Genomic DNA, 14,500 nt, shown 5'->3' with positions numbered 1-14,500 from the left:
ACTTGTTCGAGGGAAGATTGTGTTTCTCGACGGTCGTGAAATACATTGCGGTCAAGTCCGATGACGGCGGTGCTGCCATCCGCATCCATTACCTTGAAATCTGATTCCCTCATCACGGCGAGTGTCATGAACGAAGGCTCGGTTTCGTGCAGCCTGCGTCGTGTGGCGATCGCTGCTGCGAAGCCCGACCCTGCTTTAGAACAGCGCGAGCTGCGCCCCCGGCTTGCGGAAGGCGGCCGTGTTCAGTGCCATCCGCCCGAAGGCGAAGCCAAGCCGGCCGCCGGCGATGCGGACCCGCTGGCCGATCAGTTCGGCGTAGGGCCCCTCTCCGCGGAAGCGATGGCCGAAGCGCGGATCATTCTCACGCCCGCCCCTTGCCTGCGCCAGCAGCGCGAAGGCCCGGGCCTGGCATTCGGGATAGTGTTCGGCGAACCAGTCGGCCACAAGGTCGGCAACCTCGCCCGGCAGCCGCAGCAGGGCATGGCCGATGCGGCTCGCGCCGTTTTCTCGGGCTTTCGCCAGGATTGCCTCAATCTCGTGATCGGTCAGCCCCGGGATGATCGGCGAGACGTTGACCATCACGGGCACGCCCGCCTCGCTGAGGCGCCGCATTGCGGCGAGCCGCTTCTCCGGCCGCGGTGCTCTCGGGTCGAGCAGGCGAGCGAGACGTGGGTCCAGCGTCGGCAGCGAGATGGCCACGAGAACGAGGTTCTCTGCGGCCATCTCGGCCAAGATGTCGAGGTCGCGCAGCACGAGGTCGGACTTGGTGGTGACGGCGACGGGATGGCGCGCCGCCCGCAGCACCTCCAACACCGCACGGGTGATGCCGTGCTCCCGCTCCACCGGCTGGTAGGGATCGGTGGCGGTACCGAGGGCGATCGTTTCCGGCTGGTAGCCTGGGGCTGCGATCTCGCGCTTCAGGAGCTGGGCAGCATCGGGCTTTGCGAAGATCCGCGATTCGAAGTCGAGCCCCGGCGACAGTCCCAGCCAGGCATGGGTTGGGCGCGCATAGCAGTAGATGCAGCCGTGCTCGCAGCCGCGATACGGGTTGACCGACCGGTCGAACGGGATGTCCGGCGAGCTGTTGCGGGCAATCATCCGCCCTGCACGCTCGAGGGTGACCTGCGTGCGCAGGGGAGCGATCGCATCGGTCTCCCAATCGCCGTCCTGAAAATTCTCGCGCTTGGCCGTTTCGTAGCGGCTTGTTGGGTTGGCTGTGGCGCCGCGTCCGCGCCGGGCTTCCGGGGACCGCGTGCTCGAACCGAGGCGCATGGGAAACCTGGGGGTGGATCCATCCCGACTCGCCGCCATCGTGCTCCACCCTGTGGTTTGCTTGGAACATAGCGCGAACGGACCGAAGGCCAGCGCCTCAATTTCAGGCAAACGCAACTGCTTCCCGGCTTCGATAACCTCCAGCCTCTCCGGGATGCCTACCCACCGGTTTACCGCCGCGCAAAATCGTCTATGGGCGCGGTCATGCTCTCTGCGGTGACCTATCTGGCCGACCCGGCCGATCCGGACGCGATCGATCGCCTGGCCGACACGCTCAGCGTTCTCGTATCCGGTGTAGCCGGTGGCCTGGTCGGGGATGCTGTCATCGTAACCGACGAGGAGAGCGAGGCGGCGTCGGCCATCGCGGACGCCACCGGGGCGACCCTCGTCCTCCACCGGAGCGGAAGCCCCTATGCGGCAGGTGCTGCGGAAGCGCGGCGTGACTGGGTGCTGTGCCTAGAGGCCGGGGACGTTCCGGCCGAGGGTTGGATCCGCACCCTCGATCGCTTCGTCAACACCGCCCGGCCGGAGACCGGGCTTGGAAGGCTGCACCGCCCGGCCACGGGCTGGAGGGGCCGTCTCGTTGGCCGGGTCGAGTCCGTAACCGGCGCAAGGCGGGCCAGGGCCGGCGACGTGGTGCGACGGGAGGCGCTGCGGGCGGGCGCCGTGTTTGCGCCGCGCCTCAAGGTCCGGCCGCTGATCGCCCGCATCGACAGGCCCTAATCGACAGATTGTCGCAGCTCGACTTAGTGGTATCGGCTAAACATCAGCCGAAATTACTGGCGCTATGGCAGAAAAATTGCTGAATTGGAGGTTATAGCTGAGCGCCGCACCGCGGCGCGGCGAGGAAGGATGCGCCGATGGACTCCTCAGGCCTGATGGGGCGGAAGTCCGTCGACGATATTCTGGAAAGCGGCGAGGGGGAGGAGCAGCTCTCGAAATCCCTTGGCGCTCTGTCGATCACAGCCATGGGCGTCGGGGCGATCATCGGCGCCGGCATCTTCGTGCTCACGGGCACGGCGGCGGCGCAATATGCGGGCCCGGGCATCATGCTGTCCTTCGTGCTCGGCGGCATCGCCTGCGCATTCGTCGGCCTGTGCTACTCCGAGATGGCCGCGCTGATCCCGGTGGCCGGATCGAGCTACACCTACACCTACGCGACGTTGGGCGAGTTCTTCGCCTGGCTGATCGGCTGGGACCTGATCCTCGAATACGCCATGGGCGCGGCCACCGTGGCGGTGGGATGGTCGGGTTACGTCACGAGCCTGCTGAAGGATGTGGGCATCGCAATTCCGGCCCGGTTCGCGCACGCGCCGGGCACGGCGATCGACGGCGGCGGCACCGCCCTGTTCAATCTGCCGGCGGTGGTGATCGTCGCCCTGATCACGCTCCTGTTGATGCGCGGCACCAAGGAATCGGCGCGGTTCAACAACATCATGGTGGCGGTCAAGCTCACCGTGGTGGTCGCCTTCATCGCGCTCGGCTGGGGCCATGTCGATACGGCGCATTGGAGCCCGCTGATCCCGCCGAACGAGGGCACCTTCGGGCAATACGGCTACAGCGGCATCCTGCGCGGCGCCGGCGTGGTGTTCTTCGCCTTCATCGGTTTCGACGCAGTCTCCACCGCCGCTCAGGAAGCCCGCAAGCCGCAGAAGGACATGCCGATCGGCATCCTCGGCTCGCTCGCCGTCTGCACAATCCTGTACGTGCTCGTGGCCGCGGTTCTGACCGGCCTAGTGCCGTACAAGGAGCTGAACGTCCCGGATCCGATCGCCAAAGGCGTTGATGTGATCGGCATTGGCTGGTTCTCCCTGCTGATCAAGCTGGGGGCCCTCACCGGGCTGACGACGGTGATCCTGGTGTTGCTCTACGGCCAGAGCCGGATATTCTTCACCATGGCCAATGATGGGCTGCTGCCGAAGCTGTTCGCCCATGTCCACCCGACCTACCAGACGCCCTATCGCAGCCAAGCCCTGATCGGAGGGGTGGTCGCCCTGGTGGCGGCGCTGGTACCGATCAATATCCTCGGCGAGATGGTGAGCATCGGGACGCTGGCCGCCTTCATCCTGGTCTGCGGCGCGGTGATCCATCTGCGCCGCACCGACCGCCACATGAAGCGCCCATTCCGGGTGCCGGCCGTGCCGGTGGTGCCGATCCTGGGGATCCTGTTCTGTCTGCTGCTGATGGCCGGCCTGCCCCTCGACACTTGGCTGCGCCTGGTGATCTGGATGGCGATCGGTCTGGTCGTGTATTTTTTCTACGGCCGCAGGCACTCGGTCCTGCGGCGCAAGCAGGGCAACGCGATCACGCCGTGACGCTCGCCCCGCGGCGCAGATGTTCGTCGAGCCGCGGCATGATCTCGACGAAGTTGCAGGGGCGGTGCCGGTAGTCGAGCTGCTGGGCCAGGATACCGTCCCAGGCGTCGCGGCACGCCCCCGGCGAGCCCGGCAGCACGAACACGTAGGTCGCCTGCGCGACCCCGGCGGTGGCCCGGGATTGCAGGGTCGAGGTGCCGATCTTGTCGTACGAGATTCGGTGGAACACCGCGGAAAAACCGTCCATCCGTTTCTCGAACAGCGGCTCCAGCGCCTCCGGCGTGACATCGCGGCCGGTGAAGCCGGTGCCTCCGGTGGTGATCACCACGTCCACCGCCGGGTCGCGTAGCCACCCTTGGACCTGCTGGCGGATCGCCGGGATCTCGTCCGGCACGATGGCCCGGGCGGCCAGCCGATGGCCGGCTTCGGTGAGGCGCTGGCTCAGAGTGTCGCCCGACCGGTCATCCGCAATCTGCCGTGTGTCCGAGACAGTGAGCACTGCGATTCCCAGGGGAATGAAGGCGCGGGCATCGGGCTGATCGGGCATCGTGGGGCCTCTCCGGAACAGACCGCCGATATGGGTTGCCGGTCCTCCTTTGTCGCCCCCTGATGGCTGGGCCGCCCCTTGCAGCGCGCCACGAACTCAGGCCTGATCGATCAAGCCAATCAGAGATTTCGACACCATGCACATGTACGGCAACTGGCGCTCGGCCGCCGCCTTCCGGGTCCGGATCGCCCTGAAGCTGAAGGGCATCGCCTATGAGGAGACCTTCATCGATCTCGATGCCGGCGACCAGCACAAGCCGGAGTTCCGCACGATCAACCCGCAGGGTGCGGTGCCGGCCCTGTTCGACGGCGACGGGCCGCCATTGACCCAATCCCTGGCGATCCTCGACTATCTGGAGGAGACCCGAGGCGGCGTACGCCTTCTACCCGAGGAGCCACGAGCGCGGGCTCGCGCGCGCTCGCTCGCTCAAGTCGTCGCCTGCGATACGCACCCGCTTTACGTGCCACGGGTGCGGACATTCCTGATGGAGGAATACGGGCTGCCCCGGGACCGGATGCTGGCCTTCCTGCGCAACGCGTTCGACACTGGGCTGCGGACCCTGGAGACCCGGCTCGCTACCGAGCCGGGAACCGGCCGTTTCTGCCAGGGCGACGCGGTGAGCCACGCCGACCTCTGCCTCGTCAGCCTCTGGGTCGGGACCGGCATCTTCGGAATTGACACGGCGGCCTACCCGACGGTCGCCCGAATCGCCGAGGCCTGCCTCGCCCTGCCGGAAGTCGCCGAGGCCCATCCCCTGCGCCAGCCCGGCGCCCCCGCGGCCTGAGGCCGAGGCGGCTTTCCCACATGCAACGGTCGCGCGTGCTCTCGTCGCGCGGGCGCGGATGGGACGTGCTCTTGGCAGGCAGATGTGGCAAGCGGACGTCCAAGGCGTTTAATCCGGCCGGGGCGTCAATCCAGGCCCGTGGGAAGAAAGGGTGTCGATGGTACCCGTCGAGAACGAGTCCGGCCTGCATCGCGTCGTTGTGGTCGGCGGCGGGGCCGCCGGGCTCCAGTTGGTGACGAAGCTCGGCGACAAGCTCGGGCGCGGTAAGCGTGCGCATATCACGCTGGTCGACCGGGCCCGCACGCATATCTGGAAGCCGCTGCTGCACGAGGTTGCGGCCGGCAGCCTGGATATCGGCCATCACGCCGTCGATTACCTGCACCACGCCCACAAGCACGGGTTCCGCTACCGGATCGGCAGCATGACCGGGCTCGACCGGGAGGCCCGCACGATCCGGCTCGCCGCGAGCCACGACCCAGAGGGGCGCGAGGTCACGCCGGAGCGCTCGGTGCCCTACGACACCCTGGTGATGGCGGTGGGTTCGACGACCAACGATTTCGGGACGCCCGGGGTCGCCGAGCATGCCATCGCGCTCGACACCCAGGATCAGGCGGTGCGCTTCCACCAGCGTCTCGTCAACGCATCCCTGCGGGCGCACACCCAAGCCGGTCCGGTCCGGCCCGGACAGCTCCATGTCACCGTGATCGGCGCCGGCGCCACCGGCACCGAGCTCGCCGCCGAGTTGCACCGGACTTTCCGTCACGTGGTCTCCACCGGGCTCGATCGGATCGACCCGAGCAAGGACATCCGCATCACCCTGGTCGAGGCGGCCGACCGGATCCTGCCGGCGGTGCCGCAGCGCCTCTCCGCCGAGGTGATGCAGCTGCTGCACAAGATCGGCGTCGACGTCCGCGTTCAGGCGCGGGTGACCGAGGTGCGGGCCGACGGCGTGCAACTTGCTGACGGCACCTTCATCCCGTCGGAACTGGTGGTCTGGGCGGCCGGCGTGAAGGCGCCGCCCTTCCTGCAGGGCATCGGCGGCCTGGAGACCACGCGGACCAACCAGCTCGTGGTCACTCCGACCCTGCAGACCACCCGCGATCCCGATATCTTCGCGATGGGCGACTGCGCCTACCTGGTCGAGGCCGGCTCGGACAGGCCGGTGCCGCCCCGAGCCCAGGCGGCCCATCAGCAGGCCAGCCACCTGATCGTCCAGATTCAGGCCAAGATCGACGGCAAGCCCCTGAAGCCGTTCAAATACAAGGATTTCGGTTCGCTGGTCTCGCTCGGCGAGTACTCGACCGTGGGCAGCCTGATGGGCTTCGTCCGGGGCAAGAACATGCTCATCGCCGGGCTGTTCGCCCGGATGATGTACCGCTCGCTCTACAAGATGCACGAGCGGGCGCTCCACGGCAGCGTCAAGACCGCGCTCGACGCCCTGGCCCGGGCGCTCACCCGCCAGACCGAGTCGCGGGTGAAGCTGCACTGATACTCAACCGGCACCCCGACGACACGGGGGCCGCAACAGGGAGGATGACGGCATGATCCTGGTCAGCGTGATGTATCCGGCCGGCCCGAATTTCGACATGGCCTACTATCTGGGGCAGCACATGCCGCTGGTGCGCGAGCGCTGGTCGGCTCTGGGCCTCCACGACGCGAAGGTGGTCAAGGGCGCCGGCACGCCGGATGGCGGTCCGGCCCCGTTCCAGGTCATGGCGCTGCTGACCTTCGAATCCGTCGATGCCTTCAAGAAGGCTGCTTCCGCCCACGGCGAGGAGATCTTCGCCGACATCCCGAACTTCACCACGGCGCAGGCCCAGGTGCAGATCAACGACTTCGCGGAGAGCCCGTGATCGATATCGTCAAGGCGGTGCAGCAGGCCGATCCGAGCCTCGGCACCTACGTGGTCGTGCTGCGCGCCGATGCCCGGGCCCTCGACGGGCCCGACCGCTTCACCCCCGACGCGCAGGCCTGGATCGAGGCGAACGCCCCCGGCGGTCGCCTCGCCCGGGTCCGCGTGCTGCTCGCCCCCTATCCGGGGGCGATTCCCGCCGAACGCGACGTGACCGTGGCGGCCTTCACGGATGCGCGCCAGCTCGCCGCCTTCGCCACGACCTGGACCGGCGATCCTCTGCCGGAGGCGGAGGAGCCGTAAAGCCGCGTCAGGCTGCCCGCAGCTGGCGGATCGCCCGGAGGGCCGTCGCGCGCTGCACCTCCAGGCGGCGGATCAGCGGAAGGAGGTCGGCGCCCGCATGGGCGGCGGCCTCGACCTCGCGGCACAAACTCGACAGCCCGACGAAGCCCAGGAGCCCGGCCGCCGCCACCATGGCGTGGGCATCGTGGGCGATCTGAAGGCGGTCGGTCTCGCTCGGACGAAATCGCTCGGACAGCTCATTGGCGAGCAAATCCAGCAGTGCGCCGACTTGGTCCGTGCCGAAATTCGTTTCCATATCGGTGAGCACGGCGGCATCGAGCACTGCGGGGTCGACCGGCGTGGTGCGCAGCGGCGCGTCCTGGCGCGCCGGCCGGCGCGCGCCGGGGGCGGTCCAGCGGCTGATCGTGGCGAACAGGTCGGCCCGGCGGAACGGCTTGCCGACATGGTCGTCCATCCCGGCCTCGCGCAGTTCTGCGACCTGATCGGGCAGCACGTTCGCGGTCATCGCCACGATCGGGACGTCGCAGGCAGGTGGTGCGAGGGCCCGGATCCGCCGCGTTGCAGTGAGCCCGTCGACGCCCGGCATCTGCACGTCCATCAGCACGAGGTCGTAAGGACGCCCCTCGGCCACCGAGAGGCCCACGGCGGCGATCGCCTCCCCACCGTCCCCGGCCACCTCCACGGTATAGCCCTGTGATTCGAGGACCGCGCAGGCAAGTTCCTGATTGAGCGGCACATCCTCGACCAGGAGCAACCGCAGAGGCGGCCCAGCCGGGACCACACGCGCCGCCTTGGCCGGTGGCGGAGGGGAGGGCGCTGTCCCGAGGCGGAGCGCATCGATGGCCTCGGTGCTGCGCGGCAGTACCAGGCGGAACCAGAAGGTCGAGCCCTCCCCCTCGCGGCTTTCCAGACCGATCTCGCCGCCCATAAGCGTGACGAGGTGCCGGGAGATCGCGAGGCCGAGGCCGGTGCCGCCGAATCGCCGGCTGATCGAGCCGTCGACCTGGCTGAAACGCTTGAACAGGCGCTCCTGCTGGGCTGGCGCGATGCCGATCCCGGTATCGGTGACGGCGAAGCGGACCACATCGCCGGGGCCCCCATCCGGTGCCACGCCCTCGCCCTCCCGCTGGACCGTGACGGTGACGGAGCCTTCGGGCGTGAACTTCACGGCGTTGTTGAGCAGGTTGAGCAACACCTGCCGCAGGCGGCCCGGATCGCCTACCACCACGCTCGGGAGCGCCGGGTCGATCTGCGCGTCGATCCGAAGCCCGCTTCGGAGCGCGCTGCCCCGCACGATCGAGACCGTGCTGTCCACGATCGCCACCAGTGGGAAGCCGACCGGGTCGAGGGTCAGCTCGCCGGCCTCGATCTTCGAGAAATCGAGGATGTCGTTGACCACGGTGAGAAGGGCCGCCCCCGAGCTGTGGATCAACTCGAGGCGGCGCCGATCCTCGTCCTGGATGGCGCTCTCGTGGAGGAGCAGGTCGGCGTAGCCGAGGATGCCATTCAGCGGAGTGCGAATCTCGTGGCTCATCGCGGCCAGGAACTCGCTCTTGGCCGCACTGGCCCGCTCGGCTTCCGCCCGCGCTGCCTCCGCATCCCGGGTCGCCTCCCGCAGGGCCGCCTCTGCCGCTTTGCGGTCGGTGATGTCGAGATGCAGGCCGACCATGCGCTGGGGCTGGCCCTCGGGCCCGAACTGCGTGCGCCCGCGCGCATAGATCCAGCGCTCGCCCACCCGGAACTCAGCCACGAAGGCGGACGAGCTTTCCACCGCCCGCCGGATCTCGTTCCAGACGTCGCCGGCATCCTCGGGATGCAGAAGTGCGGTCCAGGCCGCTGCGGTCATCGTATGGGCTCGGCCGGTATCCGGCAGACCGTGCATGCGCGCGCTCTCGAGGCTCAGGGTGGCGAACCCCGTGCGCATGTCCCAGTCCCAGGTGCCGGCATCGGCTGCATCGAGGGCGATGCCTAAGAGCCCACGCGCCTCCTCAACGGCGAGCCGCGCCGTGACGATGTCGTCGACATCGAGCGCGGTACCGAGCCATTCCACAACGGTGCCGTCCTCGGGATCGAGGTAGATCGGGATCAGCGAGATCTTGTGCCACCGGTAGACGCCGTCATGGCGCCGGATCCGCCATTGGCCGGTATAGCCGATCCCGGTCTCGATCGCCTCGCGCCACGCCGCCTCCATGGCAGCCGCATCGTCCGGGTGGTTGCGGGCGAGGCGGTCGGCCCGATCGAGCCCGATCGGTCCATAATAGGCTTGGAACTGGGCGTTGGCGTAGGTCGCCTGTCCGTCACCGACCCGCATGGTCCAGATCAAGAGCGGCAAGGTCTCGGCCAAACCACGGTAGCGCAACTCACTGCGGCGGACCCCATCCTCGGCGCGCCGCCGTTCGGTCACGTCGATGAGTACCCCGATGAGCCCGGTCACCGCGCTCTCGCCGCGGCATACGCCGCGCACGACTACGTCGCGGATCTCGCCGTCCGGTCGCAACAGCCGCGTCTCGAAATCGAAACTCGCACCGCTGGCGATGGCGTCCGCGACGATCCCCTCCAGCCGCGCCCGGTCGTCGGGGTGATAGATCTGCGAAAATTCGGAGAGCGCCGGCGCCGGTCCTCGGGGATCGCGGCCGGCGATCTCGTAGAGGCTCTCCGACCAGACCGGCTGCCCGTCGGCGAGATCCACGCGCCAGTTGCCGACGCTGGCGAGCTGCTCAGCCATGGTAAGCTGATGGTTCGCCGCCGCCTGGGCCTCGGACCGCGCGTTGATCTCGCGATGCTGCTCCCGAATCAGGGCTTCGCGGATCGCGGCCTGCGCGATCTCGTGGCTCCGCTTGGCATTGGCCTCGGTCAGCCGCAGATGGGCGATTACGATCTCGGAGAGGTCGCGGAACGCCGCCGCATCTGCCTCCGAAAGCCCCTCCCGGGGCTCCGGGTCGATGAGGCAGAAGGTGCCGATCCGGATCCCCGGCGTCAGGCTGAGGGGGATGCCGGCGTAGAATCGGAACCCGTTCGGCGCGGCGACCCCGGGCAGTTTACGAAAGCGCGGATCGGCCCGTGTGTCGGGCACCACCAGCATGGCATCGCTGCGGATCGTGTGATCGCACAAGCCGAGCTCCCGCGGGCTTGTGGTCAGCACATCGATGCACGGGGTCTTCAACCAGAGCTGGGTGTCGTCGACGAATCCCACGAAGGCGCTGCGCACGCCGAACAGCCGGCGGGCGGTACGGCACACGGCGTCGAAATGCGGCTCGGTCGGCGTGCCGACGATGCCCAGGGCGTCCAGGGCCGCGAGCCGCGCCGCTTCATCGTTCGCGTGTGCTCTCACCGACCGCCTCCGGGAGCGGATCTGCCGTTTGGCGATCGCCAGCGTCCTCGCAGGAGCGATGACCCGGCCGCGGCCGCGTTTCAAGCGGGCTTGGCGCCGCGCGCGATAACGTTGGCATCACGCGGGCTCCCGATGTCGCCGATCCGGGGCATGCGCAGCCGGGCCGCCTCCAGCGCCCAGACCATGCCGAGCATCATGTAGACGTGGCGCCATTTCTCGATGTCGATCTGGAACGCCTGCAGGAAGAACATCAGGAGTGCCGGCCAGACGATCTGGGCATGCGCCCGGAACGGCGAGGGCCGCGCCAGCAGGCGGAAGCCGACGAAGCTCGTGACCACCACGAGGCCGATGAACACCACGCCGCCGAGCCAGCCGCCATTGGCGAAGGAGCCGATATAGGAATTGTGCGGCTCCAGCCCGAAGACGAGGCGCCAGTGCATCGGCCCCATGCCGAACGGGCGCTCCAGCAGCATCGCCAGGCCCCGGACCTGATTGCCGAAGCGGCCGGTCTCGCCCTGGTCATAGTCCTGGGTCAGGGCCGCCCGGGTCTCGAACATCTTATGCACGTGCTCGACCGACAGGAGGCCGATCACCGCGATCGTGCCGAGCACCAATGTGGCCAGCGTCAGGAGCACGATGCGGCGGCGCAGGCGGATCGAGCCGCTGCCGGCGTAGACGGAGCCGACCATCAGCAGAACGGCTACGACGCTGCCGCCCCAGGACCCGCGCGAGAACGACAGGAAGATGCCGGCCATGATGATCAGCAGGCCGGCGAGCGACACCAGCGGGCGGCGGGTCGAGCCGGTCAGCAGCCCGTGCATCAGGTAGAGGGCACCGAGGGTCAGGAACGAGCCGAACACGTTCGGATCCTGGAAGGTGCCCGAGGCCCGATCGTACTTGTAGAACAGGTCCTCGATCCCGAGCCATTGCAGGTAACCGACGATGCCGAGGGCCGCCGAGAACACGCAGCTCACTGTATAGGCCTTGAGCGCCAGCTCCATCCGGGCGTGCGTGTTTTCCGAGAAGAACATCGCGAAGAACAGGCAGGTGACCACGAGGTAGATCAGCTGGATCGTCCAAGTGACCGGAAACTCTTCGTTTAAATACGGGAACAGGGCGATGACGATCGCACCCAGGTAGAGCAGGAGGAGCGCCAAGAGCGGCACCGCCCCCCGGTGCAGGCGCACGCCGAGACAGAGCCACAGCAGGATCGTCGGGATCGCCACCGCGTCGTAGGGCGAGGTTTCCGAGAACGCGAAGCAGGCGAAGAAGATGAAGGCGGCAAACAGCCCCTTGGCGAGCGTGTGGATGACCCCGATGAGCGGGATCCCGGCGGCGAATCCCGCCGGGGCCGGAATGCCGGGCGCTGCTGCGTGAGCCATGGATACGCGGACTCCGCGGGCCGGTTACGCAGGCCCGCAAGACGGAGTCCATGACATCCAATGGTTGAGAATCGGCTTCGCGTCGCGCCGGCTCCTAAAGTCCTAGATGCGGCAGCCTTCGAACCCCTCGCGGATCGCCACCGGGTCGAGGTTGCGGCCGATGAACACCACCCGGGAGATCCGCTTTTCGTCCGGGCGCCAATCGCCCTGGACGTCGCCGTCGAGGATCATGTGCACGCCCTGGAAGACGAAGCGCTTCGGCTCGTTCGGGAAGGCGACGATGCCCTTGCAGCGCAGGATGTCGGGTCCTTGCACCTGGGTGAGGTTCGAGATCCACGGCATGAACTTCTCCGGATCGACCTCGCCATCGATCCGGGCCGAAATCGACTGGATCTCAGAATCGTGATGGTGATGGTGACCCTCCTCCAGAAATTCCGGCTCGATCTCGAGGATGCGATCCAGGTCGAAGGCGTTGCGCTCGAGCACGGCCTCCAGAGGCACGGCGCAGTTCTGGGTGCGGTGGAGCGTGGCGAGCGGGTTGATGCCGCGGATCTGGGCCTCGACCCGGTCGAGGTCGGCCGGCGAAACGAGGTCGCTCTTGTTGAGCAGGATCACGTCCGCGAAGGCGATCTGATTCTTCGCTTCTGGCGCGTCTTTCAGACGGTCGGACAGCCATTTGGCGTCGGCCACCGTCACCACGGCGTCGAGGCGGGCGGCGTCGCCGACATCCTGGTCGACGAAGAAGGTCTGGGCGACGGGAGCCGGGTCCGCCAGCCCCGTGGTCTCCACGATGATCGCGTCGAACTTGCCCCGGCGCTTCACCAATCCGTCCATGATCCGGATCAGGTCGCCGCGCACCGTGCAGCAGACGCAGCCGTTGTTCATCTCGAACACTTCCTCGTCGGCGCCGACGACAAGGTCGTTGTCGATTCCGATCTCGCCGAACTCATTGACGATCACGGCGTAGCGCTTGCCATGATTTTCAGTGAGGATCCGGTTGAGCAGCGTGGTCTTGCCGGCGCCGAGATAGCCGGTCAGCACGGTCACCGGAATCTTGCCGGTGGTCGAACCTGATGGGGCGGAAGCAGAACTCATGTCGGTCATGGCGGATTCTTCGATCGGATCTGCGGGATGGGTCGGGCTGCTGGCCCGCGAGCGTTGTCATATTGTAACAAATCCCGGCGAAGGAAGACGGAGCCACACGGTTTCGCGACCCGGCCCCCCGATCGATTGCGGATCAGCCAAGCTTTGCTCTAGGCACGTGGTGCAATCCGGCTTCGCCCGGACGGCACGCCTCGACAAGCGACCCCGATCACCATGAAACGGCCGGGGTCTGGGGCGAAGCCCGTCCTCGTCAGCCATCCCGGTTCCTCGCCCGGCCCTAGAAGACCAACCGCATGGACGCCCGCAATCCGCTCGAACAGGATGAGGCCCGCGCCGCGTCCGCGCGCAGGCGCCGCGCGCCGTGGCCCCTCATCATCCTCCTGCTGGTTGCGATCGCAGGCGGCCTGGCGCTGGCCGTCTCGGACCGCGCCCGCGAAGCGGCCTCGGGCGTTGTCGCCGGACTGTTCGGATCGGGCAACCCGGATGCGGGGATCGAGGCTGAGAAGGCCGGCACGGTCGAGCGGGTGTTCCGCCCGACCAAGGAGCAGCGCGCCGCGTTCGAGATCCTGCCGGTGGCCACCCAGGTGTTCCGCCCAGAGGGTTCCGCCGAGGGGCGCATCGCGCTCAACGACGACGACAACGTGCCGGTGGTCTCGCCCTATTCGGGCCGGGTGACCAAGGTTCTGGCCCGGGCAGGCGACGACGTGAAGGCCGGCGACGTGCTGCTGACCCTGGAGGCCACCGACATGGTCCAGGCGCAGAACGACTACCAGGCGGCACTGAACAACTTGCAGAAGCAGCAGGCCCTGCTGAAGCTCGACCAGACCATCGCGGCGCGCCAGCAGGAGCTGTTCCAGGCCCACGCGGTGGCGCTGAAGGACTACCAGTCGGCGCAGAACGACGTCATCGCCGCGCAGAGCGATCTCAAAACCGCGGAGGCGGCCCTCGACGCCGTGAAGAACCGGCTGCGGCTCCTGGGCAAGTCCGATGCCGAGATTGCCGCCTACGAGAAGAACGGCCGCCTGAGCCCCGAGACCCAGATCCGAGCGCCGATCGCCGGCACGATCGTCCAGCGGAAGGTAGGGACCGGACAGTACCTCTCCGCCTCCAGCGATCCGGTCTTCGTGATCGGCGACCTGTCCACGGTCTGGCTCGTCGCCAACGTGCGCGAGAGTGAGATCCCGAAGATCCGCATCGGCCAGGAGGTCGAGGCGAAGGTGGCGGGCTTCGGGGCGCGGGTGTTCAAGGCCCGGGTCAACTACATGGCCGCGAGCCTCGACCCGGCCACGCGGCGCCTCGCCGTGCGCAGCGAAGTCGACAACCCCGACCGGGTGCTGCGTCCGGAGATGTTTGCCACCTTTACGATCATCACCGGCAAGGGCGAGCCGAGCCCGAGCGTGCCGGTCGCCGCGATCGTGTACGAGGGCGATCGTACCCATGTCTGGGTGGCCCGCCAGGACGGCGCCGTGGAGGCGCGGGACATCAAGCTCGGCGTCATCAACGGCGACAACGCGCAGGTCGTCGACGGCCTGCACGCGGGTGACCAGATCGTGACCCGGGGGGCCCTGTTCATCGACCGGGCAGCCACCGGCGACAAGGCGTCCTGAGCG

12 protein-coding genes are annotated in these 14,500 nt (G+C 67.8%); 7 read left to right on the top strand and 5 right to left on the bottom strand.

Going from position 1 to position 14,500, the window contains the following annotated elements:
- Nucleotides 1-195: 195 nt before the first annotated feature.
- Entirely contained in the window at nucleotides 196-1,311 is a 1,116-nt protein-coding gene (locus tag MKK65_RS07325) for a PA0069 family radical SAM protein (RefSeq protein ID WP_409565376.1), read from the bottom strand.
- 165 nt (nucleotides 1,312-1,476) lie between these two features.
- On the opposite strand from MKK65_RS07325, the gene MKK65_RS07320 reads away from it, so the two are divergent.
- Nucleotides 1,477-1,995 carry a hypothetical protein gene (locus MKK65_RS07320; RefSeq protein ID WP_243956649.1) on the top strand — a complete coding sequence of 173 codons (519 nt, stop codon included), beginning with the start codon at nucleotides 1,477-1,479 and terminating at the stop codon, nucleotides 1,993-1,995.
- Nucleotides 1,996-2,132: 137 nt separating this feature from the next.
- Nucleotides 2,133-3,587, top strand: coding sequence for an amino acid permease (locus MKK65_RS07315; protein ID WP_243956647.1), 1,455 nt, complete (start codon nucleotides 2,133-2,135; stop codon nucleotides 3,585-3,587).
- On the opposite strand, the gene moaB is transcribed toward MKK65_RS07315, so the two are convergent.
- Nucleotides 3,577-4,134 (bottom strand): molybdenum cofactor biosynthesis protein B, encoded by a 558-nt coding sequence (gene moaB, locus MKK65_RS07310; protein ID WP_243956645.1) that lies wholly within the window; start codon nucleotides 4,132-4,134, stop codon nucleotides 3,577-3,579. The genes MKK65_RS07315 and moaB overlap by 11 nt on opposite strands.
- A 136-nt stretch (nucleotides 4,135-4,270) precedes the next feature.
- On the opposite strand from moaB, the gene maiA reads away from it, so the two are divergent.
- The 4 genes from maiA (at nucleotide 4,271) to MKK65_RS07290 (ending at nucleotide 7,073) form a co-directional block, all read left to right on the top strand.
- Nucleotides 4,271-4,918 (top strand): maleylacetoacetate isomerase, encoded by a 648-nt coding sequence (maiA, locus tag MKK65_RS07305; protein WP_243956642.1) that lies wholly within the window; start codon nucleotides 4,271-4,273, stop codon nucleotides 4,916-4,918.
- 157 nt (nucleotides 4,919-5,075) lie between these two features.
- Nucleotides 5,076-6,407, top strand: coding sequence for an NAD(P)/FAD-dependent oxidoreductase (locus tag MKK65_RS07300; protein WP_243956770.1), 1,332 nt, complete (start codon nucleotides 5,076-5,078; stop codon nucleotides 6,405-6,407).
- Nucleotides 6,408-6,459: 52 nt separating this feature from the next.
- Nucleotides 6,460-6,771: an EthD family reductase gene (locus MKK65_RS07295; protein ID WP_243956640.1), complete on the top strand. Its 312-nt coding sequence runs from the start codon at nucleotides 6,460-6,462 to the stop codon at nucleotides 6,769-6,771.
- Nucleotides 6,768-7,073 carry a hypothetical protein gene (locus MKK65_RS07290; protein ID WP_243956638.1) on the top strand — a complete coding sequence of 102 codons (306 nt, stop codon included), beginning with the start codon at nucleotides 6,768-6,770 and terminating at the stop codon, nucleotides 7,071-7,073. The genes MKK65_RS07295 and MKK65_RS07290 overlap by 4 nt, the downstream gene beginning before the upstream one ends.
- Nucleotides 7,074-7,080: 7 nt before the next feature.
- Here MKK65_RS07290 and MKK65_RS07285 read toward each other — a convergent pair whose 3' ends face one another.
- The 3 genes from MKK65_RS07285 to MKK65_RS07275 all read right to left on the bottom strand — a co-directional run bounded on the left by MKK65_RS07285 (nucleotide 7,081) and on the right by MKK65_RS07275 (nucleotide 12,890).
- Nucleotides 7,081-10,404 (bottom strand): GAF domain-containing hybrid sensor histidine kinase/response regulator, encoded by a 3,324-nt coding sequence (locus MKK65_RS07285; protein WP_243956636.1) that lies wholly within the window; start codon nucleotides 10,402-10,404, stop codon nucleotides 7,081-7,083.
- A gap of 80 nt (nucleotides 10,405-10,484) precedes the next feature.
- Entirely contained in the window at nucleotides 10,485-11,786 is a 1,302-nt protein-coding gene (locus MKK65_RS07280; RefSeq protein ID WP_243956634.1) for an O-antigen ligase family protein, read from the bottom strand.
- A gap of 102 nt (nucleotides 11,787-11,888) precedes the next feature.
- On the bottom strand, nucleotides 11,889-12,890 hold the full coding sequence (locus tag MKK65_RS07275; protein ID WP_152997412.1) for a CobW family GTP-binding protein: 1,002 nt from the start codon (nucleotides 12,888-12,890) through the stop codon (nucleotides 11,889-11,891).
- A gap of 293 nt (nucleotides 12,891-13,183) precedes the next feature.
- Here MKK65_RS07275 and MKK65_RS07270 point away from each other — a divergent pair, with 293 nt between their 5' ends.
- Entirely contained in the window at nucleotides 13,184-14,497 is a 1,314-nt protein-coding gene (locus tag MKK65_RS07270) for an efflux RND transporter periplasmic adaptor subunit (RefSeq protein WP_243956633.1), read from the top strand.
- Nucleotides 14,498-14,500 lie beyond the last annotated feature (3 nt).

The organism is Methylobacterium sp. J-001, from assembly GCF_022829565.1.
Taxonomy (GTDB): domain Bacteria; phylum Pseudomonadota; class Alphaproteobacteria; order Rhizobiales; family Beijerinckiaceae; genus Methylobacterium.
The sequence above is the reverse complement of the archived record's forward strand: the minus strand, read 5'-3'. Positions and strand labels throughout refer to the sequence as shown.